The organism is Actinotalea ferrariae (assembly GCF_019733465.1).
Taxonomy (GTDB): Bacteria; Actinomycetota; Actinomycetes; order Actinomycetales; family Cellulomonadaceae; genus Actinotalea; species Actinotalea ferrariae_A.
Genome location: NZ_JACVQL010000003.1, coordinates 1 through 24,312 on the forward strand (window position 1 = coordinate 1; position 24,312 = coordinate 24,312).

20 protein-coding genes and 1 pseudogene are annotated in these 24,312 nt (G+C 73.0%); 1 reads left to right on the forward strand and 20 read right to left on the reverse strand.

Translation table 11 applies throughout. The features are described 5' to 3' along the window. The 19 genes and pseudogenes from ICW40_RS00260 to ICW40_RS00350 all read right to left on the reverse strand — a co-directional run. Nucleotides 1-582, reverse strand: a pseudogene (locus ICW40_RS00260) (hypothetical protein); the annotation flags it as partial. Further along, nucleotides 582-1,409, reverse strand: coding sequence for a PP2C family protein-serine/threonine phosphatase (locus tag ICW40_RS00265; RefSeq protein WP_308121520.1), 828 nt, complete (start codon nucleotides 1,407-1,409; stop codon nucleotides 582-584). The gene ICW40_RS00265 and the pseudogene ICW40_RS00260, both read right to left, overlap by 1 nt. Before the next feature lie 168 nt (nucleotides 1,410-1,577). Next, nucleotides 1,578-2,582 carry a polyprenyl synthetase family protein gene (locus ICW40_RS00270; RefSeq protein WP_221651793.1) on the reverse strand — a complete coding sequence of 335 codons (1,005 nt, stop codon included), beginning with the start codon at nucleotides 2,580-2,582 and terminating at the stop codon, nucleotides 1,578-1,580. After that, complete coding sequence (gene nuoN / locus ICW40_RS00275; protein WP_221651794.1) at nucleotides 2,579-4,162, reverse strand: NADH-quinone oxidoreductase subunit NuoN; 1,584 nt, start codon at nucleotides 4,160-4,162, stop codon at nucleotides 2,579-2,581. Before nuoN ends, ICW40_RS00270 begins: the two co-directional genes overlap by 4 nt. Beyond that, nucleotides 4,159-5,838 carry an NADH-quinone oxidoreductase subunit M gene (locus tag ICW40_RS00280; protein ID WP_221651795.1) on the reverse strand — a complete coding sequence of 560 codons (1,680 nt, stop codon included), beginning with the start codon at nucleotides 5,836-5,838 and terminating at the stop codon, nucleotides 4,159-4,161. Before ICW40_RS00280 ends, nuoN begins: the two co-directional genes overlap by 4 nt. 13 nt (nucleotides 5,839-5,851) lie before the next feature. After that, nucleotides 5,852-7,804: an NADH-quinone oxidoreductase subunit L gene (gene nuoL, locus ICW40_RS00285; protein WP_308121523.1), complete on the reverse strand. Its 1,953-nt coding sequence runs from the start codon at nucleotides 7,802-7,804 to the stop codon at nucleotides 5,852-5,854. Nucleotides 7,805-7,874: 70 nt separating this feature from the next. Continuing rightward, complete coding sequence (nuoK, locus tag ICW40_RS00290; RefSeq protein WP_221651796.1) at nucleotides 7,875-8,174, reverse strand: NADH-quinone oxidoreductase subunit NuoK; 300 nt, start codon at nucleotides 8,172-8,174, stop codon at nucleotides 7,875-7,877. After that, on the reverse strand, nucleotides 8,171-9,010 hold the full coding sequence (locus ICW40_RS00295) for an NADH-quinone oxidoreductase subunit J (protein WP_221651797.1): 840 nt from the start codon (nucleotides 9,008-9,010) through the stop codon (nucleotides 8,171-8,173). Before ICW40_RS00295 ends, nuoK begins: the two co-directional genes overlap by 4 nt. Continuing rightward, complete coding sequence (gene nuoI, locus ICW40_RS00300; protein WP_374199112.1) at nucleotides 9,007-9,807, reverse strand: NADH-quinone oxidoreductase subunit NuoI; 801 nt, start codon at nucleotides 9,805-9,807, stop codon at nucleotides 9,007-9,009. The genes ICW40_RS00295 and nuoI overlap by 4 nt, the downstream gene beginning before the upstream one ends. Next, complete coding sequence (gene nuoH, locus ICW40_RS00305; protein WP_221651798.1) at nucleotides 9,800-11,221, reverse strand: NADH-quinone oxidoreductase subunit NuoH; 1,422 nt, start codon at nucleotides 11,219-11,221, stop codon at nucleotides 9,800-9,802. The genes nuoI and nuoH overlap by 8 nt, the downstream gene beginning before the upstream one ends. Further along, nucleotides 11,221-13,938 carry an NADH-quinone oxidoreductase subunit G gene (locus tag ICW40_RS00310; RefSeq protein WP_221651799.1) on the reverse strand — a complete coding sequence of 906 codons (2,718 nt, stop codon included), beginning with the start codon at nucleotides 13,936-13,938 and terminating at the stop codon, nucleotides 11,221-11,223. The genes nuoH and ICW40_RS00310 overlap by 1 nt, the downstream gene beginning before the upstream one ends. Further along, nucleotides 13,935-15,293 (reverse strand): NADH-quinone oxidoreductase subunit NuoF, encoded by a 1,359-nt coding sequence (gene nuoF / locus ICW40_RS00315; RefSeq protein WP_221651800.1) that lies wholly within the window; start codon nucleotides 15,291-15,293, stop codon nucleotides 13,935-13,937. The genes ICW40_RS00310 and nuoF overlap by 4 nt, the downstream gene beginning before the upstream one ends. Then, nucleotides 15,293-16,123 carry an NADH-quinone oxidoreductase subunit NuoE gene (gene nuoE / locus ICW40_RS00320; protein ID WP_221651801.1) on the reverse strand — a complete coding sequence of 277 codons (831 nt, stop codon included), beginning with the start codon at nucleotides 16,121-16,123 and terminating at the stop codon, nucleotides 15,293-15,295. The genes nuoF and nuoE overlap by 1 nt, the downstream gene beginning before the upstream one ends. Further along, a complete protein-coding gene (locus ICW40_RS00325; protein ID WP_221651802.1) occupies nucleotides 16,123-17,475 on the reverse strand; it encodes an NADH-quinone oxidoreductase subunit D in 1,353 nt (450 codons plus the stop codon). Before ICW40_RS00325 ends, nuoE begins: the two co-directional genes overlap by 1 nt. Further along, nucleotides 17,475-18,347 carry an NADH-quinone oxidoreductase subunit C gene (locus ICW40_RS00330; protein WP_221651803.1) on the reverse strand — a complete coding sequence of 291 codons (873 nt, stop codon included), beginning with the start codon at nucleotides 18,345-18,347 and terminating at the stop codon, nucleotides 17,475-17,477. The genes ICW40_RS00325 and ICW40_RS00330 overlap by 1 nt, the downstream gene beginning before the upstream one ends. Continuing rightward, entirely contained in the window at nucleotides 18,344-18,895 is a 552-nt protein-coding gene (locus tag ICW40_RS00335; RefSeq protein ID WP_221651804.1) for a NuoB/complex I 20 kDa subunit family protein, read from the reverse strand. The genes ICW40_RS00330 and ICW40_RS00335 overlap by 4 nt, the downstream gene beginning before the upstream one ends. Before the next feature lie 86 nt (nucleotides 18,896-18,981). Next, nucleotides 18,982-19,344, reverse strand: coding sequence for an NADH-quinone oxidoreductase subunit A (locus tag ICW40_RS00340; RefSeq protein ID WP_221651805.1), 363 nt, complete (start codon nucleotides 19,342-19,344; stop codon nucleotides 18,982-18,984). A gap of 109 nt (nucleotides 19,345-19,453) precedes the next feature. Continuing rightward, nucleotides 19,454-20,764, reverse strand: a complete 1,311-nt coding sequence (locus tag ICW40_RS00345; protein ID WP_221651806.1) for a geranylgeranyl reductase family protein — start codon at nucleotides 20,762-20,764, stop codon at nucleotides 19,454-19,456. Nucleotides 20,765-20,833: 69 nt separating this feature from the next. After that, the gene (locus tag ICW40_RS00350) at nucleotides 20,834-21,547 is read right to left on the reverse strand and encodes a demethylmenaquinone methyltransferase (protein WP_221651807.1); all 714 of its coding nucleotides are present in this window, start codon (nucleotides 21,545-21,547) and stop codon (nucleotides 20,834-20,836) included. Nucleotides 21,548-21,644: 97 nt separating this feature from the next. On the opposite strand from ICW40_RS00350, the gene ICW40_RS00355 reads away from it, so the two are divergent. After that, a complete protein-coding gene (locus ICW40_RS00355) occupies nucleotides 21,645-22,982 on the forward strand; it encodes an isochorismate synthase (protein ID WP_221651808.1) in 1,338 nt (445 codons plus the stop codon). A 152-nt stretch (nucleotides 22,983-23,134) separates the two neighbouring features. Here the strand turns inward: ICW40_RS00355 and ICW40_RS00360 are convergent. Continuing rightward, nucleotides 23,135-24,312: S1C family serine protease (locus tag ICW40_RS00360; protein ID WP_221651809.1), on the reverse strand; the 1,178-nt coding region annotated here is incomplete at its 5' end.

Below are 24,312 nucleotides of genomic sequence, written 5' to 3' on the forward strand. Positions count from 1 at the left end.
CTCCGGCTCCGGCTCCGGCTCCGGCTCCGGCTGCGGCGTCGGCGCAAGACCGGGCACACCTGTGACGAGCGTCGCGGCAGCGGCAGGCGCGCCGGCGGAGGCCGGCTCGTCGGCGGCATCCGCCTCGCCCGCCCCGGCCGGGGCCTCGGCGATCTCGACGCGCACGCCCGCCGCGCGGACGACGCCCGCGACGAGCGGCAGCGCACCGTCGGTGGGTGCACCCGCGAGCCCGGGGGTGCGCACGGTCACGGAGACGACGTCGGTCTGCATCTCCTCGGCCCACGTCGAGACGCGAGCGCCCGTGACGGTGCGGCCGGACGGCCCTGCGATCTCGACCTCGACGTCACCGCGGACGATCGTGCGGACGCGGTCGCCCTCGACGGAGACGAGCGCGAAGGGCGGCAGGTCGGCGATGCCCGCACGGAGCAGCACCTGGAGCGGGCCCGTGACGTCGGCGCCCTCGCGCACGGCCGTCCAGACGTCGGCCACGAGGCGCGCGTCCACGTCCGGCGGCAGCAGGGCCAGCCGCCCGTCGCTCACGACGGCGTACCACTCACCCGGTGCGTACAGGGGGACGGTCATCACGGCACCTCCGGGCGCTGGCTGGTCTGGCGCTGGCTTGTCGGGCGCGGGATCGTCGCGCCGTCGATCTCGTCGTCCCAGGCCCCGTCCGGGCCCGGCTCCGTCGCACCCCGGTCGGGGGCGCGCACGGTGTTCTCGACGTCGGGGCTGTCCGTGGCGACGGCGACGTCGACCACGACCGCGCTGACGTTGTCCTTGCCGCCCGCCTGGAGCGCGGACGACACGAGCTGCTGGGCCGCCTCCTGCGGGTCGGCGACGCTCGCGAGGATGCTGCGCAGCGCGCCGTCGTCCAGCTCGGACGTCAGGCCGTCGGAGCAGATGAGGAGGCGGTCGGACGTGCCGGCCGGGATGAGCCAGTAGTCGGGCTCGGGCTCGGCACCGGTGCCGACGGCCCGCGTGATGACGTGGCGCTCGGGGTGGCCCACGGCCTCGCGCGGGTCGAGCTCGCCCGCGTCGATGAGCTCCTGGACGACGGAGTGGTCGACGCTGATCTGCTCGAGGTCGCCGCCCGAGAGGCGGTACACGCGCGAGTCGCCGATGTTGAACACGAGCCAGTAGGAGCCGCCGTCGTGCGCGGCGATCGCGACGCCCGCGACGGTCGTGCCGGCGGTGCGCCCGGCCGCGACCGACTCGCGCAGGCGGGTCGCCGTCCGGTGGAAGCACTGGTGCACGTCGTCGGGCGACGCGGACGTCCGGCCCGCGAGCTGGGAGAACTCCTCGACGGCGAGGCGGCTCGCCACGTCACCGGCCGAGTGGCCGCCCATGCCGTCGGCGACCATGAACACGGGCGGGTAGGCCAGCAGCGAGTCCTCGTTGAGGCTGCGCACTCTGCCGCGATCGGTCGCGGAACCCCAGGACGTGCGCACAACCCTCCCCCGTCACCCCACCGCGGACTCGTGGAGCCCGCGCGAACACACCATGCTCCAGGACCATCGGCTCGATCCCGGCCGGAGTTGAGCCGTTCGGGTGAACGAGATCGCGATCCCCGTGCGAGCTCAGGCCGCGCGGTCCACCAGGGCCTGGGTGAAGGAGACGAGCGCCTCCCGGACCGGGCCCGCGGGAAGGGTACCCAGGGCGGCGACGGCCTCGTCGGCGTAGCGCACGGCGCGGGCACGGGTCTCCTCGACCACCGGGTGCGCGCGCAGGGCCCGCACGGCGTCGTCGAGGTCGGCGTCGGCCGAGAGGTCGGAGTCGAGCCGCGCGACCAGGTCGCGGTCCGCCTGCGTCGCGTCCGGCCCGGCCGCCCGGCGGCGCAGCAGCAGCGCGGGCATCGTCGGGACCTTCTCGCGCAGGTCGGTGCCCGGCGTCTTGCCGGTCTGCCCGCCCTCGGAGGTCAGGTCGATGACGTCGTCGGCGAGCTGGAACGCGACGCCCACCTTCTCGCCGTACTCGACGAGCGTCTCGACGACGTCCGGCCGGCAGCCCGCGAACATGGCGCCGAACCGGGCGGACGTGGCGATGAGCGAGCCGGTCTTGTCGGAGAGCACCTGGAGGTAGTGCTCGACGGGGTCCGCCTCGGGTGCGGGGCCGACGGTCTCGTGGAGCTGGCCGAGGCACAGGCGCTCGAAGGTCGCGGCCTGGATCCGGACGGCCTCGGGGCCGAGGCCGGCCACGATCGCCGACGCGCGGGCGAACAGCAGGTCGCCCGTGAGGATCGCGACGTGGTTGCCCCAGACCTCGTGCGCCGACGGCGCCCCGCGCCGCACCGGCGCCGAGTCCATGACGTCGTCGTGGTACAGCGTCGCGAGGTGCGTGAGCTCGACCACGACGGCGGCGTCGACCACCTCGGGCCGCATGCCCTCGCCCAGCTGGGCGGCCAGCAGCGTGAGCAGCGGACGCAGCCGCTTGCCGCCCGCGTTGACCAGGTGGCGCGAGGCCGTGTCCGCCAGGACGTCCGCATGCGCCACGGCGCCACGCAGCCGCTCCTCGACGAGCTCCAGCCGGGCCGTGAGCAGCTCGGCCAGGGCGGCGTCGGCGAGCGGCAGCGTCGTCTGGCTCACGGGATGAGCCTGGCCGCGTCCGCGAGCACGTCCAGCACCGGCGACGGGAGCACGCCGAGCGCGATCGTCCCGACCACGCCGAGCGCGATGGCGACCGTGGTGAAGCCCTCGGAGCGGACCACCGTCGTGGACTCGCCGGGCGTGCCCGCCGGGTCCGTGAAGAACATCAGCACGATGAGCCGCACGTAGAAGAACACGGAGGCGGCCGACACGACGACGCCGACGACGACGAGCCACGTCAGCCCGCCCTCGATCGCCGCGGAGAAGACCGCGAACTTCCCGGTGAAGCCGGCCGTGAGCGGGATCCCGGCGAACGACAGCAGGAACAGCGCGAAGGACGCCGCCAGCACGGGGCTGCGCTTCCCGAGTCCCGACCACTGCGTGATGTGGGACGCCTCGGCGACCACGGCCGAACCGGGGCCGGCCGTGACCTCGCGGACGAGCGTCACGATCGCGAAGGCACCGATCGTCGTCAGGCCGTAGGCCACGAGGTAGAACAGCACCGAGGAGATGCCCGACTGCGTGAGCGCGACGACGCCGACGAGGACGAACCCGGCGTGCGCGATCGACGAGTACGCGAGCATGCGCTTGACGTCCGACTGCACGATCGCGACGACCGTGCCGACCACCATCGTGATGACCGCGACCGCCCACAGGAGCGGCATGACGTCCCACTCGAGCGGCGGCAGCACGACGTAGACGAGGCGCAGGATCGCACCGAAGGCGGCGATCTTGGTGCACGCGGCCATGAAGCCGGTGATCGGCGTGGGCGCACCCTGGTAGACGTCGGGCGTCCAGGCGTGGAACGGCACCGCGCCCACCTTGAACAGCAGCCCGACGAGGACCAGGACGACGCCCGCGAGCAGGAGGGCGTCGAGCCCGACGACGGTCTGCGTCGCGGCCGCGATGTCGGCGAACCGCACCGAGCCGGCGAAGCCGTAGAGCAGGGCCGCGCCGAAGAGCAGGAACGCGGACGCGAACGCGCCGAGGAGGAAGTACTTCATCGACGCCTCCTGGCTGAACAGGCGGCGGCGTCGCGCCATGCCGGACAGCAGGTACAGCGGCAGCGAGAGCACCTCGAGCGCGACGAACAGCGTGAGCAGGTCGCCCGCGGCGGGGAAGATCATCATGCCGCCGAGCGCGAAGAGCACGAGCGGGTAGACCTCGGTCTGCGCGATGCCCTTGCGCCGCGCGAGCTCCTCGTACTCCGAGCCCGGGACGGCGGCCGCGGACGGCGCGAACGCGTCCTCGCCCGACTCCGTGCGGTCGGTGATGACCAGGAGGCTGATGAGGCCGAGCACGGCGAGGACGCCCCACAGGACGAGCGTCGGCCCGTCGAGGATGACCGAGCCGCCCATGATCTCGGTGCCGCCCGTCTCCATGACGTCGGACCACAGCGCGGCCACGGCGACGACGGCGCCCGCGAGCGCCAGCGCGGCGAGAGCGAGCTGGATCGCGCGGCGGAGCCGCTGCGGCGCGAAGGCCTCGACGAGCACCCCGAGCGCACCGGCGCCGAGCACGATGACCACGGGCGCCAGCTGGGCCCACGGCACCTCGGGTGCCACGAAGGCGGGGGTCACTGGTCGCTCCCGTCGACGGAGGTATCGGTGGATCCGGTGGCCGCGTCGGCGGCCTCGGCCTCGGCCTCGGCATCGTCAACCGCACGGCCGGAGCCGTCCGGGCCGCCGACGGCCTCGACCGAGGCGGCCGCAGGCTCGCGGACGAGGTCCAGCGCGGGCGCCGGGTAGAAGCCGAGCACGACGAGCGCCACGACGAGGGGGCCGACGACCCACTTCTCTCGTGCCGAGAGGTCGTGCGTCAGCGCGGCGTCCTCGCGGGCGGGGCCCGTGAAGATCCGCTGGTAGGTCAGCAGCACGTACAGGGCGGCGAGGATCACGCCGAGCGTGGCGACGATCGCCGCCGGCCGGTTGACCTCGAACGTGCCGACGAGCACGAGGAACTCGCTCACGAAGGTCGAGAGCCCCGGCAGGGACAGCGCCGAGAGGCCCACGAGGAGGAACGTCCCGGCGAGCACCGGCACCACCTTCTGCAGCCCGCCGAACGCGGAGATCTGCGCGGTGCCGCGGCGCGCGACGAGGAAGCCCGCGAGCAGGAAGAGCCCGCCCGTCGAGAGCCCGTGGTTGACCATGTAGAGCGAGGCGCCCTGGGTGCTCACCTCGGTGAACGCGAAGATGCCCAGCACGATGAAGCCGAAGTGGCTGACCGACGTGTACGCGATGAGGCGCATGAGGTCCTCCTGGCCGATCGCCAGGAGCGCTCCGTACAGCACGGAGATCACGGCCAGCACGATGATCACCGGGGCCGCCCAGCGGGACGCCTCGGGGAACAGCGGCAGGCAGAGCGTGAGCATGCCGAACGTGCCGACCTTGTCGAGCACGCCGACCAGCAGCACGGACGTGCCCGCGGGCGCCTGCTCGGCGGCGTCGGGCAGCCACGTGTGGACCGGCCACATGGGCGCCTTGACCGCGAAGGCGAGGAAGAGCGCGAGGAAGAGCAGGCGCTCCGTCGTCTGCGGCAGGTCGAGCCCGACGAGGTTCTCGATGAGGAAGCCCTCGGGGCCGCCCGGGCCCTGGAGGTAGAGCGCGATGACGCCGACGAGCATGATCAGCCCGCCCGCGAGCGAGAAGAGCAGGAACTTGACCGCCGCGTAGCGTCGGCGCAGGCCGCCGAACGACCCGATCATGAAGTAGACCGGGATGAGCATGGCCTCGAAGAGCACGTAGAAGAGGAACAGGTCGCGCGCCGCGAAGACGGCGACCATGCACGCCTCGAGGACGAGCACGAGCGCCATGTAGTGGCGGATCCGGTTGCCGTCGTCCCCGCCGCCGGCCGGTGCGTCGACCGCCCGGGTGGCCGACGGGTCGGTGCCCACGGCGCCGACGACGGCGCCCGCGGGCACGGCGTCGGGGTGCTCACGCCACGCGGCGAGGATCACGAGCGGCACGAGGAGGACGGACAGCAGGACGAGCGCGAGCCCGACGCCGTCGACGCCGACCGCGTAGCTCACGCCGAACGCGGGGATCCAGGGCGTCTGCTCGGCGAGCTGGTGCTCGTCGGCCCGCGAGACGTCGAACTGCAGCGCCGCCGCGACGGCGCCGGCGAGCACGAGCAGCGAGACCGCGAAGGCGATCGGACGGGCGTGCCGGCGCGCGCCGCGAGGCAGCGCCCAGAGCACGACGGCGCCCAGCAGCGGGACCACGATGAGCGTGGTCAGCCAGGGGAAGGTGTCGGTCATGGTGTCTCTTCCCTCAGATCCGGAACGCCAGGACGACGGCGGCGAGCGCCACGATGCCGGCGACCATGGTCGACGCGTAGGACCGGACGTAGCCGTTCTGCGCGCGGCGCAGCACCTCGCCCGAGCCCGCGACGAACCGCGCGAGGCCGGTCGCCGCGCCGTCGACGACCTGGCGGTCGCCGTAGACGAGCGAGCGGGTGAGGTACTGGCCGGGACGCATGAGCAGCGCCTCGTTGACGTGGTCCTGGTACAGGTCCTTGCGGGCGGCGCGCGTGAGCACCGAGCCGCGCGGGGCGAGGGCCGCGACGGGCGACGCCGCGTACTGACGCCACGCGAGGAACGCGCCGGCCGCGACGAGCGCGATCGTCAGGCCCGTGATGAGCGGCACCGACAGCACCGGCTCGTGGTGTTCGGCGTGGCCCGTGACCGGCTCGAGCCACGTCACGAACGTGCCGCCCAGGGTCAGGACGCCGCCGAGCGCGACCGACCCGATCGCGAGCACGACCATCGGGATCGTCATGAGCGCGGGCGACTCGTGCGGGTGGCGCACGGGTGCCTCCGGGTCTGCGGCTCCCCCGCCGTGGCCGTCGCTCCAGCGCCGCTCGCCCTGGAAGGTCATGAAGAAGAGGCGCGACATGTAGAAGGCGGTCAGCCCCGCGCCGAGGAGCGCGACGGAGCCCAAGACCCAGGGCTGCCAGCCCTCGCCGTCGGCGACCGCGAACGCGGACTCGATGATCTTGTCCTTGCTCCAGAAGCCGGACAGGCCCGGGAAGCCGATGATCGCGAGCCAGCCGGCCGCGAAGGTCAGCCACGTGATCTTCATGTAGCGCGACAGGCCGCCGTAGCGCCGCATGTCCACGGAGTCGTCCATGCCGTGCATCACGGAGCCGGCACCGAGGAACATGCCGGCCTTGAAGAAGCCGTGCGTGAGCAGGTGGAAGATCGCGAACGCGTAGCCGATCGGGCCGAGGCCGGCCGCGAGCATCATGTAGCCGATCTGGGACATCGTCGAGGCGGCGAGCGTCTTCTTGATGTCGTCCTTGGCGCAGCCGACGATCGCACCGAACAGGAGCGTGATCGCGCCGACGATCGCGACGACCAGCAGCGCGTTCGGCGCACCCTCGTAGACGGGCGCCGAGCGCACGACGAGGTAGACGCCCGCGGTGACCATGGTCGCCGCGTGGATGAGCGCCGAGACCGGGGTCGGGCCGGCCATCGCGTCGCCGAGCCAGGACTGCAGCGGGAACTGCGCCGACTTGCCGCACGCCGCGAGGAGCAGCATGAGGCCGGCCGCGGTGAGAACCGCCTCGGACGCACCGGGCGCGCCGTCGAAGACCGTGACGAAGTCCGTGCCGCCGAACTCGGCGAACAGGATGAAGATCGCGACGAGCATGCCGACGTCGCCGACGCGGTTGGCGATGAACGCCTTCTTCGCGGCGACCGCGTACGGCAGGTTGTGGTTCCAGAACCCGATCAGCAGGTACGAGGCGAGACCCACGCCCTCCCAGCCGACGAAGAGGAGCAGGTAGCTGTCCGCGAGGACGAGCAGGAGCATCGACGCGACGAACAGGTTGAGGTACGCGAAGAACCGGCGCCGGTCGACGTCGTGCTCCATGTAGGCCACGGAGTAGATGTGGATGAGCGTGCCGACGAACGTCACGAGCAGCACGAACGTGAGCGACAGCGGGTCGATCCGCAGGCCCGCGTCGAGCGTGAAGTCACCCGCCGGGATCCAGGTGAACAGGTGCAGGTCCTGCACCCGCTCGTCGGCGGGCAGGCCCAGCGTGGCCACCCACAGGACGGCCCCGACCACGAAGGCCGAGGCCGAGGCGAGGACGCCCAGCCAGTGCCCCCATCGGTCGGCTCGCCGCCCGGCCAGCAGCAGCACCGCTGCTCCCGCGAGGGGCAGCGCGACGAGGAGCCACGCGAGCGTGAAGGACCCGGAGGCCTCCGCCGCGGACGCGATGTGCTCGTCGGCCGCGAACGGCACGCCGGCGGGCAGGCCGGCAAGAGCGTGTGTCGACACCCGGCGCTCCTCAGCTCTTCAGAAGGTTGGCGTCGTCGACCGAGGCCGAGCGACGGGTGCGGAAGATCGCGACGATGATCGCCAGGCCGACGACGACCTCGGCCGCGGCCACGACCATGACGAAGAACGCCACGACCTGGCCGGTGAGGTCGCCGTGGATGCGCGCGAAGGTCACGAACGCGAGGTTCGTCGCGTTGAGCATGAGCTCGACGCCCATGAACACGATGATCGCGTTGCGGCGCAGCAGGACGGCGAGGGCACCGATCGAGAACAGCAGGGTGGCCAGCACCAGGTAGTTGCTCAGGTTCACCGCACCTGCTCCTCACCGGTGATGGACCGCTCGGGCGGGGTGGAGCCGATGCCCTCGGCACCGATCTCCGCGTGGACGTCCGACACCGCGCGCTCCTGACCCCGGATGCGCAGGACGCGCGGCACCGAGTGCTCGAGCGGCCGGCCGTCGGGGCCCAGCGCGGGCACGTCCATCGCGTTGCTGCGCGCGTAGACACCCGGTGCGGGCAGCGGCGTGAGGACCGCGCCCGCCGCGACGCGCGCGTCGGACCGCTCGCGCTGGCCCACCAGGCGCGTGAGGCGCTGGCGGTGCGTGAGCACGAGGGCACCGAGCGCCGCGATGACGAGCAGGGTGCCGACGACCTCGAGCGCGAAGACGTAGTCGGAGAAGATCACGCGCGCGACGCCGACGGGGTTGGTGTCGGCGTTCGCCTCCGCGAGCCCCACGGGGGCCATGTCCGCCGCCGTGAGGACCACCCCGACAAGCACGGCCGCGAGCCCGCCGCCGAGGAGCAGGCCGATCCACCGCTGGCCGCTGATGGTCTCGACGAGCGAGTCGGAGGAGTCGACGCCCACGAGCATGAGGACGAAGAGGAACAGCATCATGACCGCGCCGGTGTAGACGATCACCTGGACGACGCCGAGGAAGGGCGCCTCCTGCGCGACGTACAGGATCGCGAGGCTGATCATCACGACGACGATGCTCATCGCGGCGTGGACCGTCTTGCGCGCGAACAGGAGCCCGAGCGCCGAGATCACCATGACCGGCGCGATGACCCAGAAGAGCACCCCCTCGGCCGCCGAGGTGGTGCCGCTCTCGGCGAGCGAGGTCGCGAGGCCTGCGGCGAGCGGGCTCACCGGCTCCCCCTCCCCTGCGACGCGGAGGCGTCGACCTCGGCCGGCTGGCCGTGCTCCATGGGCTCGGCGAGCTCCGACGACGTGTCCCGGTCGCCCGAGCCCTGCGGCCGGTGCCCCGGACGCAGCGCCTGCAGCGTCGCGTCCTCGGGCCGCCACTGCGCGACCCAGTCGATCTGCTCGGGCACGGGTCCCGTGACGGCACCGCGGTAGTAGTCGGTGTCCTCCGTGCCGGGCACCATCGGGTGCGGCGCGCCGAGCATGCCCTCGCCCATCGGCGCGAGCAGGTCCTGCTTCTCGTAGATCATCCCGCGCCGCGTCGGGCCCGCGAGCTCGTACTCGTTCGTCATCGTCAGCGCGCGCGTGGGGCACGCCTCGATGCACAGGCCGCAGAAGATGCAGCGCAGGTAGTTGATCTGGTAGACGCGGCCGTACCGCTCACCGGGCGAGTACTGCGCGTCGGGCGCGTTGTCGGCGCCCTCGACGTAGATCGCGTCGGCGGGGCACGCCCAGGCGCAGAGCTCGCAGCCGATGCACTTCTCGAGCCCGTCGGGGTACCGGTTGAGCTGGTGCCGCCCGTGGTAGCGGGGCTTGGTCGGCACCTTCTCGAACGGGTACTGCTCGGTGACGGTGGGCTTGAACATCGACGAGAGGGTCACGCCGAAGCCCGCGGCGGGCGCCAGCACCTCGCCGATGCCCTTCTTGGGCTCGATGAGCGACGTGTACTCGTGCTCCGGACCACCGGCGCCACCGGCGACGTCGCCGCCGCGGTCGCGACGGCTGATGTCCTTGTCAGCCACGGGTCTCCTCCTGCTCGCCGTCGGCGGGTGTGTCGGCGTCCGCACCGGGTGCCCCGGACGGTGCCTGCGTGATGGTCGCGGTCGCGGTGCCGGTGCCGCCCTGCGCGCGCTGCGCCTCGAGGCGCGCACGGCGCGGCGAGGGCGGCAGCGTCTGACCGGGCAGCGGCGGCACAGGGTAGCCGCCGGCGAAGGCGTCGAAGGCCTCCGGCTCGGGCTCGGGCTCGGGCTTCTTCTCCGGCACGAGGAACGACAGGCCGATCCCGACGACCGCGATGACGCCCAGCACGATGAGCAGCGTCCGCAGGTCGACGTCGGTGAACTGGCGCACGCCCTGCACGACGGCGACGCACACGATCCAGACGAGCGCGGCCGGGATGAGGACCTTCCAGCCGAACTTCATGAACTGGTCGTAGCGGAAGCGCAGGAGCGTGCCGCGGATCCAGACGAACAGGAACATGAAGAACCAGAGCTTCGCCAGGAACCAGAGGACCGGCCACCACCCCTGGTTGAGCATGCCGTCGTTGATGAGGCCGAGGCCGAACGGCGCCTTCCAGCCGCCGAAGAACAGCGTGGTGGCGACGGCCGAGACGTTGAGCATGTTGATGTACTCCGCGAGGAAGAACCACGCGAACTTCATCGACGAGTACTCGGTCATGAAGCCCGAGACCAGCTCGCCCTCGGCCTCGGGGAGGTCGAACGGGAGGCGGTTGACCTCGCCGACCATGGAGATGAAGTAGATGACGAAGGCCGGCAGCAGCGGGAAGACCCACCACACCGAGTCCTGCGACTCGACGATCTGCGACGTCGACATCGAGCCGGCCATGACGAACACGCTCACGAGGGACAGGCCCATCGCGAGCTCGTAGGAGATGACCTGCGCCGTCGAGCGGACCGCGCCGAGCAGCGGGTACGTCGAGCCCGAGGCCCAGCCGCCGAGCACGATGCCGTACACGCCGACCGAGGTCGCCGCGAGGATGTAGAGGACGGCGACCGGGAAGTCCGTCAGCTGGACCGGGGTCTCGACGCCGAACATCGACACGACCGGGCCGAGCGGGATGACCGCGAACGTCAGCAGCGCGCAGAACACCGAGATCATCGGCGCGACGATGTAGACGACCTTGTCGGCGGCCTTGACGTTGATGTCCTCCTTGAGCAGGAGCTTCATCGCGTCGGCGAGCGACTGCAGCAGGCCGAAGGGCCCGTGCACGTTGGGCCCGGGCCGGATCTGCATCCGGGCCACGACCTTGCGCTCGAACCAGATCGCGATGAGCACGCTCGTCAGCAGGAAGACGACGATGCCGACCGCCTTGATGGCGACGATCCACCACGTGTCGTTGCTGAAGTCGGCGCTCGGCGGCAGCTCGACGGCGGCCGCGAGCGGCCCGCCGAGCGTCGCGAGACCAGGGACGGCCATCAGAGCACCTCTCCGTCGGTCGTCGTCGCGTCGGTCGTCGCGGCGTGCGCGCGACGTCCCGTCGGTGCCGCGGCCTCGACGTCCGCGGCGGGCAGTGCCGCCGCGGCGACGTCGACCACCGCACCGGCGTCGACGCGGAGCGTCGGGCGCACGCTCGAGCCGGTCGAGTGCACCGGGACCCACACGACGCCGTCGGGCATCGGTGTGAGCAGGGCCGGCAGCACGATGCGGCCGGCGCCGGTGCGCACGGTCACCGCGTCGCCGGTCGCGACGCCGATCGCCGCGCCCGTGGCGGGCGAGAGCCGCGCGACCGGACGCTGGGCGGTCCCCGCGAGGAACGCCTCACCGTCCTGGCAGCGACCCGCGTCGAGCAGCTGGTGCCACGTCGCGAGCACGGCCTGGCCCTCGCCGAGCGTCGGCGGCTGCGCCGCCGCGACGGCAGGAGCCGGCACGCGGGCGCCGTCCCAGGCGCCGATCGCGTCGATCTCCGCGTGCGCCTGCGCGACCGTCCGCAGCCCGAGCATCGTGCCCATGGCGTCGGCCAGGGCGTCGAGCACGCGGTGGTCCGCCATCGCGGTCGAGGTGAGCGCCTGCGGGAAGGGGCGGGGGCGCCCCTCCCAGTTGAGGAACGTCCCGGCCTTCTCGACGGGCGGCGCGACCGGCAGCACGACGTCGGCCAGAGCGGTCACCGCGGACGCGCGCACCTCGAGCGAGACCACGAAGCCGACGCGCTCGAGGGCCGCACGGGCCAGCGCCGGGTCCGGCAGGTCGACCGGGTCGACGCCGCCGACCACCAGCCCGCCCAGCTCGCCCTCGGCCGCTGCGGCGAGGATCTCCCCCGCGCTGCGCCCGGGCTCGGCCGGGAGCCGCTCGACGTCCCAGGCCGCCGCGACGTCGACGCGCGCCTGCGCATCCGTCACGGGACGGCCGCCGGGCAGGAGGCCGGGCAGCGTGCCCATCTCGACGCCGGCGCGCTCACCCGCGCGGCGCGGGATCCACGCGAGGCGCGCGCCCGTCCGCTCGGCGAGCCGCAGCGCGGCGCTCAGCCCGCCCGGGATCGTCGCGAGGCGCTCGCCCACGAGGATGATCGCGGACGCGTCGAGCGCCTGGCCGGCCTCGGCGAGCACGCCGTCGGCGCGCGGCGTGCCGAGCGCGTCGAGCACCTCGGGCTCGGTGCCCGGGGCCGCGGCGAGGAGCCGCGCGTCCAGGCGGTCGAGCGCACGGCTCGCGAAGGGTGCGACCGAGAAGACGCGGTTCCGGTTCTTCTGGACGCCCTTGCGCAGGCGCAGGAAGGCGATGCCGCCCTCGTCCTCGGGCTCGAACGCGACCAGCAGCGTCACGGGCGCGGACTCGAGGTCCGCGAAGGTGACCGACATCCGGCTGCCCGCGACGTGGTGGGCGAGGAACGCCTCCTCCTCCGCCGAGTGCGGACGGGCGCGGTGGTCGACGTCGTTGGTGCCCAGCACGACGCGCGCGAACTTCGCGTACGCGTAGGCGTCCTCGAGCGGCAGCCGGCCGCCGGGCAGGACGCCCACGCCGCCCGCGGCACGAGCGGCGGCGAGCCCCTCGGCGGCGACCTCGAGCGCCTCGGCCCAGCTCGCGGTGCGCAGCTCGCCCGGGGTGCCGTCCTCGGCGCGGTCGCGGACGAGCGGCACGGTCAGGCGGTCGGGCATGCCCTGCCACGTGAAGGCGAAGCGGTCCTTGTCGCTGATCCACTCCTCGTTGACCGCGGCGTCCTCACCCGCGAGGCGGCGCAGCACGACGCCGCGGCGGTGGTCGACGCGGATCGCGGCACCGTTGCTGTCGTGCTCCGCGACGCCCGGCGTGGAGATGAGGTCGAACGGACGCGCGCGGAAGCGGTACGCCGCGTTCGTCAGCGCGCCGACGGGGCAGATCTGGATGGTGTTGCCCGAGAAGTAGGACGCGAAGGCACGGCCCGACGTGTCGAGCGTCGCCATCCCGACCGGACCTCGCGGGTCGACCTCGGGCTGCCCGACGGCGACCGGGAGCGGCGTGCCGTCCGGCTGGACGCCGCGGTACGTCTCCGCGCGGTCGCTGCCGGCGAAGCCCAGCACGGCGGGGTCGAAGACGCCGATCTGCTGGCGCACACCGCGCTGCTGCAGGTCGATGAAGGGGTCGCCCGCGATCTCGTCCGAGAAGCGGGTGCACCGCTGGCAGAGGACGCAGCGCTCGCGGTCGAGCAGGATCTCGGTCGAGATCGCGAGCGGCTTGGGGAACGTGCGCTTGACGTCGTGGAAGCGGCTCGTCGCGTACCCGTTGCTCATCGCCTGGTTCTGCAGCGGGCACTCGCCACCCTTGTCGCAGGTGGGGCAGTCGAGCGGGTGGTTGATGAGCAGCAGCTCCATGACGCCGTGCTGCGCCTTGTCCGCGACGGCGGACGTGCGCTGGGTCTTGACGACCATGCCGGGCGTCGCCTCGAGCGTGCACGACGCCTGGGGCTTGGGCATGGCCCGCAGGTTGCCCTCGCGGTCGGGCGTCGAGACCTCGACGAGGCACTGGCGGCACGCGCCCGCCGGCTGCAGCAGCGGGTGGTCGCAGAAGCGCGGGATCTGGATGCCGAGGTTCTCGGCGGCCCGGATCACGAGCGTGCCCTTGGGGACCGACACCTCGACGTCGTCGATGGTGAAGGTCACCTCGCCGGCCGCGGGCGCGCTGGTCGCCGCCGGGGTGGCCGGCTTGGGCGTCGTCGTCGTCATGCTCCCACCGTTCCTGCGGGCACCCCGGAGAGCGCGTGCAGGTCTGCACGGCCGCGCGGGGTGTACTCGAAGAGGGCGGAGGCGGCCGGGTCGAGCGGGCAGCCACCGCCGGTGATGTGCGCCTCGAACTCGTCGCGGAACAGCGCGATGCCCGAGGTGATGGTGGACGTCGCGCCGTCGCCCAGGGCGCAGAAGGCGCGCCCGAGGATGTTGTCGCAGACGTCGAGCAGGGTGTCGAGGTCCTCGAGCGTGCCCTGCCCGTGCTCGATCCGCGCCAGCACCTGCTTGAGCCAGTAGGTGCCCTCGCGGCACGGCGTGCACTTGCCGCACGACTCGTGCGCGTAGAACTCGGCCCAGCGCGTGATGGCGCGCACGACGCACGTCGTCTCGTCGAAGATCTGGAGCGCACGGGTGCCGAGCATCGACCCCGCGGCGCCGACCGACTCGTAGTCGAGCGGGACGTCGAGGTGCTCGGCCGTGAACAGCGGCGTCGAGGAGCCGCCCGGGGTCCAGAACTTGAGCTCGTGGCCCTCGCGGACGCCGCCCGCCATGTCGAGCAGCTCGCGCAGCGTGATGCCGAGCGGCGCCTCGTACTGACCCGGTCGCGTCACGTGCCCCGAGAGCGAGAACAGGCCGAAGCCGGTCGACTTCTCGGTGCCCATCGAGCGGAACCAGTCGACGCCGTTCGCGATGATCGACGGCACGGATGCGATGGACTCGACGTTGTTGACCACCGTCGGGCGTGCGTAGAGGCCGGCGACGGCGGGGAACGGCGGCTTGAGGCGCGGCTGGCCGCGGCGCCCCTCGAGCGAGTCGAGGAGCGCGGTCTCCTCGCCGCAGATGTAGGCGCCGGCGCCCGCGTGCACCGTCACGTCGAGGTCGTAGCCGCTGCCCTGGATGTTCTTGCCCAGGTAGCCCTTGGCGTACGCCTCGTCGACCGCGCGCAGCACGCGGCGGTAGACGTGCAGCACCTCGCCGCGGATGTAGATGAACGCGTGGTGGCAGCCGATCGCGTAGGACGTGATCGCCACGCCCTCCACGAGCACCTGCGGGTTCGCCATCATCAGCGGGATGTCCTTGCACGTGCCCGGCTCGGACTCGTCGGCGTTGACGACGAGGTAGCGCGGGCCGCCGTCGGGCGCGGGCAGGAAGCTCCACTTGAGCCCGGTCGGGAAGCCGGCGCCGCCGCGGCCGCGCAGGCCCGAGTCCTTGACCGCCGTGACGACGTCGGCCGCGGGCATGGTGAGCGCGCGGCGCAGGCCGGCGTAGCCGCCGTTCGCCTCGTACGTCTCGAGGGTCCAGGAGCGGTCGGCGTCCCAGTGCGCGGAGAGCACCGGGCTCAGGGTGGTGGCCATCACGCCTCCTTGCTCGGCTCGCGGCGGGTCGGGGTGTCGGACGTGCCGCCCGCGGGCGGTGCGGCCGGGGTGTCGGTGCTGGACGTGCGGCCGGGCGTGACCGGCGTCGTGCCGGCGCCCACGGCCTCGGCCGACGGGTCGTGCTCCTGGCCGCTGCTCGCGGGCGGCGCCTGCCAGCCCTTCTCGCGCGCCAGGCGGGTGCCCTCGAGCGTCGCGGGACCGGCGCCCACGCCCTCGTCGGCGCGGCCGTCGCTGAACCCGGCGAGCACGCGGGACATCTGCTTGAACGAGCAGACCGACGCGGCACCGCGCGTCGGCGCGACCGCCTCGCCCGCACGCAGGCGGTCGACGACGTCCTTGGCCTTGCCGGGCGTCTGGTTGTCGAAGAACTCCCAGTTGACCATCATCACGGGCGCGTAGTCGCACGCCGCGTTGCACTCGACGCGCTCGAGCGTGATCTTGCCGTCCTCGGTCGTCTCGTCGTGGCCCACACCGAGGTGGTCCGAGAGCTCGTCGAAGATCGCGTCGCCGCCCATGACCGCGCACAGCGTGTTGGTGCAGACGCCCACCGTGTACTCGCCGTTGGGGTGGCGCTTGTACTGCGTGTAGAACGTCGCGACCGCGGAGACCTCGGCCGTCGAGAGGCCGAGCGTGCGGGCGCAGAACTGGATCCCGTCCGGGCTGACGTAGCCGTCCTCGGACTGCACGAGGTGCAGCAGCGGGAGCAGCGCCGACCGCGGGTCGGGGTACCGGCCCATCGCGTCGGCGGCGTCCCGCTCGAGCCGCTCGAGCTTGGTGCCCTCGTAGGGCTCGTACGCGGTGGTGGTCATCAGCGGTCCACCCCTCCCAGCACTGGGTCGAGCGCGGCCACCGCGACGACGACGTCGGCCACCTGGCCGCCCTCGCACATCAGGGACACGGCCTGCAGGTTGTTGAAGGACGGGTCGCGGAAGTGCGCCCGGTAGGGCCGCGTGCCGCCGTCGGAGACGAGGTGCACGCCCAGCTCGCCGCGCGGGTGCTCGACGGTCTGGAACACCTGGCCGGCGGGGACGCGGAAGCCCTCGGTGACCAGCTTGAAGTGGTGGATCAGGGCCTCCATCGAGGTGCCCATGATCTCCTTGATGTGGTCCAGCGAGTTGCCCATGCCGTCGGAGCCGATCGCGAGCTGTGCGGGCCACGCGATCTTCTTGTCCGCGACCATGACCGGCCCGGCGCCCATGGCCTGCAGGCGGTCGGCCGCCTGCTCGACGATCCGCAGCGACTGGTAGCACTCCTCCATGCGGAGCACGGTCCGCGAGTAGGAGTCGGCGTCCGTCGACGTGGGGACCTCGAAGTCGTACGTCTCGTAGCCGCAGTACGGGTCGGCCTTCCGCACGTCGTACGGCAGGCCGGCCGAGCGCAGCACGGGGCCGGTGATGCCCAGCGCCATGCAGCCGGAGAGGCCGAGGTGGCCGACGCCGACCGTGCGCCCCTTGTAGATGGGGTTGGCGAGCATGAGGTCGCCGAGCTGACGGATGTAGTCCTTGATGACCGGGATGGCCTCGCGGACGGTGTCCAGGGCACCCGGCGGGATGTCCTGCGCGACGCCGCCGGGGCGCACGTAGGCCATGTTCATCCGCAGGCCCGTGATGAGCTCGAAGATCCGCAGGATCTCCTCGCGCGCCGTGAAGCCGACCGTCATGATCGTCGTCGCGCCGAGCTCGTTGCCGCCGGTCGCGAGGCAGACGAGGTGGGACGAGACGCGCTGGAGCTCCATCATCATCACGCGGATGACCGTGGCGCGCTCCGGGATGTCGTCGGTGATGCCGAGCAGCTTCTCGACCGCCAGGCAGTACGCCGTCTCCTGGAACATGTTGGCCAGGTAGTCCATGCGCGTGCAGAACGTGGGGCCCTGCACCCAGGTGCGGTACTCCATGTTCTTCTCGATGCCCGTGTGCAGGTAGCCGATGCCGCAGCGGGCCTCGGTCACCGTCTCGCCGTCGATCTCGAGCATGAGCCGCAGGACGCCGTGGGTCGACGGGTGCTGCGGACCCATGTTGACGACGATCCGCTCCTCGCCGAGGCGGGCCGCCTCCTCGGCGATCTGCGACCAGTCGCCGCCGGACGCCTCGAAGCTCGGGACGCCCTCGGTGGACTCGTCGACGATGTACGGGCTGGCGTGGGGGGTCTGGGACGTGGCCATCAGCTGTACGACCTCCGCTCGTCGGGCGGCGGGATGCTCGCGCCCTTGTACTCCACCGGGATCCCGCCGAGCGGGTAGTCCTTGCGCTGGGGGTGCCCGGGCCAGTCGTCCGGCATCTCGATCCGCGCGAGGCCGGGGTGGCCGTCGAACACGATGCCGAAGAAGTCCCACGTCTCGCGCTCGTGCCAGTCGTGGCCCGGGTACACCGCGACGCTCGACGGGATGTGCGGGTCGGTCTCGCTCACGGCGACCTCGAGCCGCAGCGCGCGGCCGTGCGTGATCGAGCGCAGCTGGTAGACGGCGTGCAGCTCGCGGCCCGTGTCGAACGGGTAGTGCACGCCCGAGACGCCGAGCCCGAGCTCGAACCGCAGGTCCTGGTCGTCGCGCAGCGCCCGGCACACGGTCACGACGTGCTCGCGGCGGACGTAGAGCGTGAGCTCCTCGCGGTCGACGACGACCTTCTCGATCGCCGCGTCGAACGGCGTGCCGCCCTCGCCGAGCACCTCGGCCAGGATGTCGACGACCTCGTCGAACCAGCCGCCGTAGGGGCGCTCGCTCGGGCCGGGCATCGCGATCGTGCGCACGAGCCCGCCGAAGCCGGAGGTGTCGCCGCCGTCCCCGGCCCCGAACATCCCCTCGCGCACGGCGATGATCTCGAGCTGCGGCGTCGCCGGCCCGGCGGGGGCGGGGAGGTTCTGGCCCGCACCCTCCTGCGCCGTCTCGGTCGCCTTCTGCGGGGTCTCGCGGGACTCGGTGCCGACGACGGGCGTGCCCTTGAGGCCGGCCGCCGTGTCCTTGGCGACCTGGGAAGCACCGGCCTGGGCGGACGCGGTGTCGCCCGTGACGTGCTGGTCCTTGGGGGTCTCGCTCACCGCAGCAGGCCCTTCATCTGGGATGTCGGGGTGGCGCCCATGGCCGCCGCCTCCGCGGCCCGCGCGGCCTCGTCGCGGTTGACGCCGAGCGGCTCCGCCTGGATCTGCTCGTGCAGCGTGAGGATCGCGTTGATGAGCATCTCGGGCCGCGGCGGGCAGCCCGGCAGGTAGATGTCCACGGGCACGATGTGGTCGACGCCCTGGACGATCGCGTAGTTGTTGAACATGCCGCCCGACGACGCGCAGACACCCATCGCGAGCACCCACTTGGGCTCGGACATCTGGTCGTAGACCTGGCGCACGACGGGGGCCATCTTCTGGCTCACCCGCCCGGCCACGATCATGAGGTCGGCCTGGCGCGGCGACGCGCGGAAGACCTCCATGCCGAAGCGCGAGATGTCGAAGCGCGGCGTGCCCGCGGCCATCATCTCGATGGCGCAGCACGCCAGGCCGAACGTCACCGGCCACAGCGAGGCCTTGCGGAAGTAGCCCGCGAGGTCCTCGATCGTGGTCAGCAGGAACCCGGACGGTGCGTCCTCGATGCCCATGGTCCCCCTCCTCCCTCTCGTCGCGTCTGCTCGTCGGTCCGTGGGCCCGTCATCGGCCACCCCCGGACATCAGTCCCACGGGACCGTCAGTCCCACTCGAACCCGCCGCGACGCCACTCGTAGACGAACGGCACGGTGATCAGGACGAGGAAGGTCATCATCGCCACGACCCCGAACATGGCGAGCTCGCCGAAGGCGACCGCCCAGGGGTACATGAAGACGACCTCGATGTCGAAGATGATGAAGGTCATCGCGACGAGGTAGTACTTGATCGGGAAGCGGCCGCCCCCGATGGCGTGCGGCGTCGGGTCGATGCCGCACTCGTAGGCCTCGAGCTTCGCCCGGTTGTACCGCTTGGGGCCGATGATCGCGCTCGCGCCGACCCCGCCGAGGGCCAGCACGGCGCCGACCCCCATGAGGACCAGGATCGGGACGTAGGGGTTGGTCATCGGGCCCTCCAGTGCTGGCACGGCTCGCTCGACGACGACCGGCGCGTCGAGCCACGATAGGTCCGGACGCAGGTCGGCGCCGCCGCGACCTCCGCCGAGTGTCGTCGGGTCATGCTGCGGGCGCAATCCGGGTCAGGGCGGCGATGAAGCGGTCGGACAGGTCGCCGCCGCGCGGCTCCCAGACGTCCGACAGCAGCTTGAGCGTGAGGCGCATGAGCGCCGGCCGGGGCAGCCCGTACCGCGTGCACACGCGCATGACCTCGGGGTGCTCGATGAGCTTCACGAAGACGCGGCCCAGCGAGTAGTAGCCGCCGAGCTCCTCGGCCATGACGCGCGGGTAGCTCGCGAGCGTGCGCTCGCGCTCGGCCGCCGTCGTGCGGCTGTTCGCCTGCGCGACGACCTCGGCGGCGCGGCGCGCGGCCTGCATCGCGTAGGCGATGCCCTCGCCGTTGAACGGGCTGACCATGCCGCCCGAGTCCCCGACGAGGAGCAGGCCGCGCGTGTAGTGCGGCTTGCGGTTGAAGCCCATCGGCAGCGCGGCGCTGCGCACGGGCCCGCGCTGGTTCTCGGGCGTGAAGCCCCACTCCGCGGGCGTGTTCGCGACCCAGCGCTGCAGGAGGTCCTTGTAGTCGATCTTCGTCGCGGTCGCACGCGAGCTCACCGAGCCCAGGCCGACGTTCGCGGTGCCGTCGCCCAGCCCGAAGATCCAGCCGTAGCCCGGCAGCAGGTTCGACTCGCCCGGCTTGCCGTCCCAGAGCTCGAGCCAGCTCTCCATCCACTCGTCGTCGTGCCGCGGCGTCTCGTAGTACGTGCGGACGGCGACGCCCATGGGGCGGTTCGGGTTCTTCTCGATGCCGAGCGCGAGCGCGAGGCGCGCGGAGACGCCGTCGGCGGCGATGACGACGGGGGCACGGTAGGTGACCTCGTCACCGGCCCGGCGCCCGTCCCGGTCGACCGGACGCGCGGTCACGCCCACGACGCGGCCCGTGCGCTCGTGCAGCACGGGGCCCGTGACGTTCATCTGCTCGACGACCTTGGCGCCAGCGGCCTTGGCGTGCCGCGCGAGCGTGTCGTCGAAGTCCTTGCGCGTGCGGCTCACGCCGTAGCTGGGGAACGAGTCCGTCTCGGGCCACGGGAGCTCGATCCGGTGCCCGCCGCCGTAGACGCGCAGGCCCTTGTTGCGGATCCAGCCGTCCTCCTCGCGCATGGGCACGCCCATCGCGACGAGCTCGCGCACCGAGCGCGGGGTGAAGCCGTCGCCGCAGACCTTCTCGCGCGGGAACGCCGTCTTCTCCAGGACCAGGACGTCGAGCCCCGCGACCGCGAGGTAGTACGCGGCGGTCGAGCCGGCAGGCCCTGCCCCGACGACGATGACGTCGGCGTCATCGTTCTCGCGCTGCGTACCCACGCCCTGCCTCATCCTTGTGAAGGGTTTCACTAAACGGCTCGGGCAAGTCTAGGTCACGCCCAGACCGGTGTCTGCGAAGGCTTACCTATCCTCCGCCGGCGCCTCGGGGCGCGTGGCACGGTGCAGCGCGACGATGCCGCCGCTGAGGTTGCGGAAGGCGACGTCGGTCCAGCCCGCCTCGCGCATGAGGCGGCCCAGACCGGCCTGGTCGGGCCACTCGCGGATCGACTCGGCGAGGTAGACGTACGCGTCCGGCTCCTTGGAGACCGCGCGCGCCACGGGGGGCAGGGCGCGCATGAGGTACTCGGTGTAGACGGTCCGGAACGGCGCCCAGGTCGGGCGGGAGAACTCGCACACCACGAGGCGTCCCCCGGGCCGGGTCACGCGCAGCATCTCGCGCAGCGCGGCCGCGGTGTCGACGACGTTGCGCAGCCCGAACGAGATGGTGACGGCGTCGAAGGACGCGTCGGCGAACGGGAGCCGCGTCGCGTCGCCGGCGGTGAACGGCAGGTCCGGCCGGCGCTCCTTGCCGACCTGGAGCATCCCGACGGAGAAGTCGCACGGCACCACGCGCACGCCGGCGTCCGCGAAGGGCTCGCTCGACGTGCCCGTCCCCGCGGCGAGGTCGAGCACGACGTCGCCGGGCCACGCGTCGACCGCGCGGATGGTCGCCGTGCGCCAGCGGCGGTCCTGGCCGAGCGAGATGACGTCGTTGGTCAGGTCGTAGCGCCGGGCGATGTGGTCGAACATCGCGGCGACCTCGTGCGGCTGCTTGTCCAGGCTGGCGCGGGGCATGCCCCCATCCTCGCAGCCCGCAGGGTGGGCCAGATCACGTGCCGGCGGGCGGCGGCAGCGGCGGACGGCGGGGGCCGGCGGCCTACGCTGGGGGGCGATGAGTCCCGACCACGCGAGCGCGGCTGGCGCCCCCTCGACCCACCCGGGCCTGGCCCCCGGCAGCCTGCCGCTGTCCGTGCCGCTCGTCTCGCGCACCGTCCCGGTGGACCCGGCGTCCCTGCCGGCGGACCTGCTCGACCTGCTGCCCGCCCAGGGCGGCCTCGCGTGGGTGCGCCGCGGCGACGGACTCGTCGCGTGGGGCGAGGTCGCGCGCACGACGACGACCGGCCCCGAGCGCTTCGTGGTGGCCGAGCGCGCGTGGCGCACGACGGCGGCGCACGCCGTGGTGCGCGACGAGGTGCGCGTCCCGGGCACGGGGCCCGTCGCGTTCGGCACGTTCGCGTTCGCGGCCGGCTCGGCGGCGGCCTCGACGCTCGTCGTGCCGCGCGTCGTCGTCGGGCGTCGCGGTCGCACGGCGTGGATCACGACGATCGACGCGGGCGGCGCACCCGGACCCGGCCGCGTCCAGGTCACGCCCCCGCCGTCGTCGCCCGGCGAGGTGACCTACGCCGAGGGCGCGCTCGACCCCGCGGGCTGGCAGGACGCCGTCGCGCGTGCGGTCCAGGAGATCCGCGCCGGCCGGATGGAGAAGGTCGTCCTCGCGCGCGACGTCGTCGCCCGCACCGCCGAGCCGCTCGACCCGCGCTGGGTGCTGCACCGGCTCGCCGCGGACTACCCGTCGTGCTGGACCTTCGCCGTCGACGGCATCCTCGGCGCGACGCCCGAGCTGCTGCTGCGCAGCGAGAAGGGTCTGGTCACCTCGCGCGTGCTCGCCGGGACCATCCGCCGCACGGGCGACGACGACGCCGACCTGGCTCGCGCCGCGATCCTCGCGCACTCGTCGAAGGACCTCGAGGAGCACGAGTACGCGGTCGAGTCGCTGCTCCGGGCGCTCGAGCCGTTCTGCTCGTCGACCAACGTCCCCGAGACGCCGTTCGTGCTGCACCTGCCGAACGTGCTGCACCTCGCGACCGACGTCGCGGCCGTCCTGGCGACCGACGGCGACGTCGCGCCGCCCACGAGCCTCGCGCTCGCCGCGGCGCTGCACCCGACGGCGGCGGTCGCGGGTACGCCGACCGAGGCGGCGTGCGACCTCATCGAGCGGGTCGAGGGCATGGACCGCGGCCGCTACGCCGGTCCCGTGGGCTGGGTGGGCGTCGACGGCGACGGCGAGTGGGGCATCGCGCTGCGCTCGGCCGAGCTGGACCCGGCCGACCCGCACCGCCTGCGCCTGTTCGCGGGCTGCGGCATCGTCGCGGCGTCCGCCCCGGCCGCGGAGCTCGCGGAGTCCGAGGCCAAGCTGGAGCCCATGCGCCACGCCCTCGCCACGGACTGACGACCCCGCCCCGGCCCTCCAGGGCCGGTGGGCCACCCACCCCACCACCTCCACGCACAGTGGAGCGAACCCGTGGGACACGCTGGGCGTGTCCCACGGGTTCGCTCCACTCGTGGGCCTTGGTGGGGCCGTTGCTCTGCGCGGGTGGCGGTTCAGCCGCGCTTGTCGGGGCGGCGGTCGAAGAGGCCGCCGTCCTGCTGGGGCTGCTGCTGCGTCGCCCCGGTGTCGTCGCGCGTCGCGAGGGTGACGGGGACGTCGACGGCCTCGCCGTCGCGCACGACCGTCAGGGTGACCTCGGCGCCCGCGGGCGACTCCCGGACGAACGCCGTGAGGGACTCGGCCCCGTTGACGGGCTCGCCGTCGATCGCGACGACGACGTCCTTCGCCCGGAGCTCCGCCTCGGCGGCGGGCGACCCGTCGGTGACCTGCTCGACGACGGCGCCGCGGCGCGTGGTGCCGTCGGCGGTCGCGGTCCCGTCGCTCAGGGCGACCCCCAGGAACGCGTGGTCGGCGGTGCCGTCCTCGATGAGCTCGGCGCCGATGCGGTCCGCCAGGTTCGCGGGGATCGCGAAGCCCAGGCCGATCGAGCCGGCCTGACCGCCGCCGTTCGAGAGCGACGCGATGGACGACGTGATGCCGATGACCTCGCCCGACGCGTCGAACAGCGGGCCGCCGCTGTTGCCGGGATTCACGGCCGCGTCGATCTGGATCGCGTTCGTCACGACGGTCTCGTCGGAGCCGTCCGACGTCGACACCGGGCGGTCGAGCGCGGAGACGATCCCGGTCGTCACCGTGCTGTCGAGGCCGAGCGGGTTGCCGACGGCCATGACGGGCTCGCCGACCGCGACGTCGTCGGAGTCGCCGAGGACGGCGGGGGTGAGGTCCTCGGGCGGGTCGACGAGGCGGATGACGGCGAGGTCGGTGGTCGGGTCGAGGCCCACGACCGTCGCCTCGTAGACGCGGCCGTCGGCGAGCGTGACCTGCAGGCCGCCGTCGACGGCGCCGCCCACGACGTGGTCGTTGGTGAGGACGTGGCCCTCCGCGTCGACGATCACGCCGGACCCGGTGCCGGCACCCCGCTCCGTCCGCACGTCGATCGCGACGACCGAGGTGCGGACGGCGTCGGCGACGGCCTGCCAGTCGGGCGCCTGCGCGTCCGAGCCGGCGACGGGGACCGTCGCGGACTCCTGCTGGCCCAGCGTCGCGACCGAGGCCGGGGTGCGTGCGGCGTCGTCGTCCGCGAGCGCGGACGAGATGCCGAGCGTGCCGAGGCTCGCCGCGAGCGCGGTGGCCGCGGCGACGCCCACCACCGGCAGCCAGCGGGTGCGGT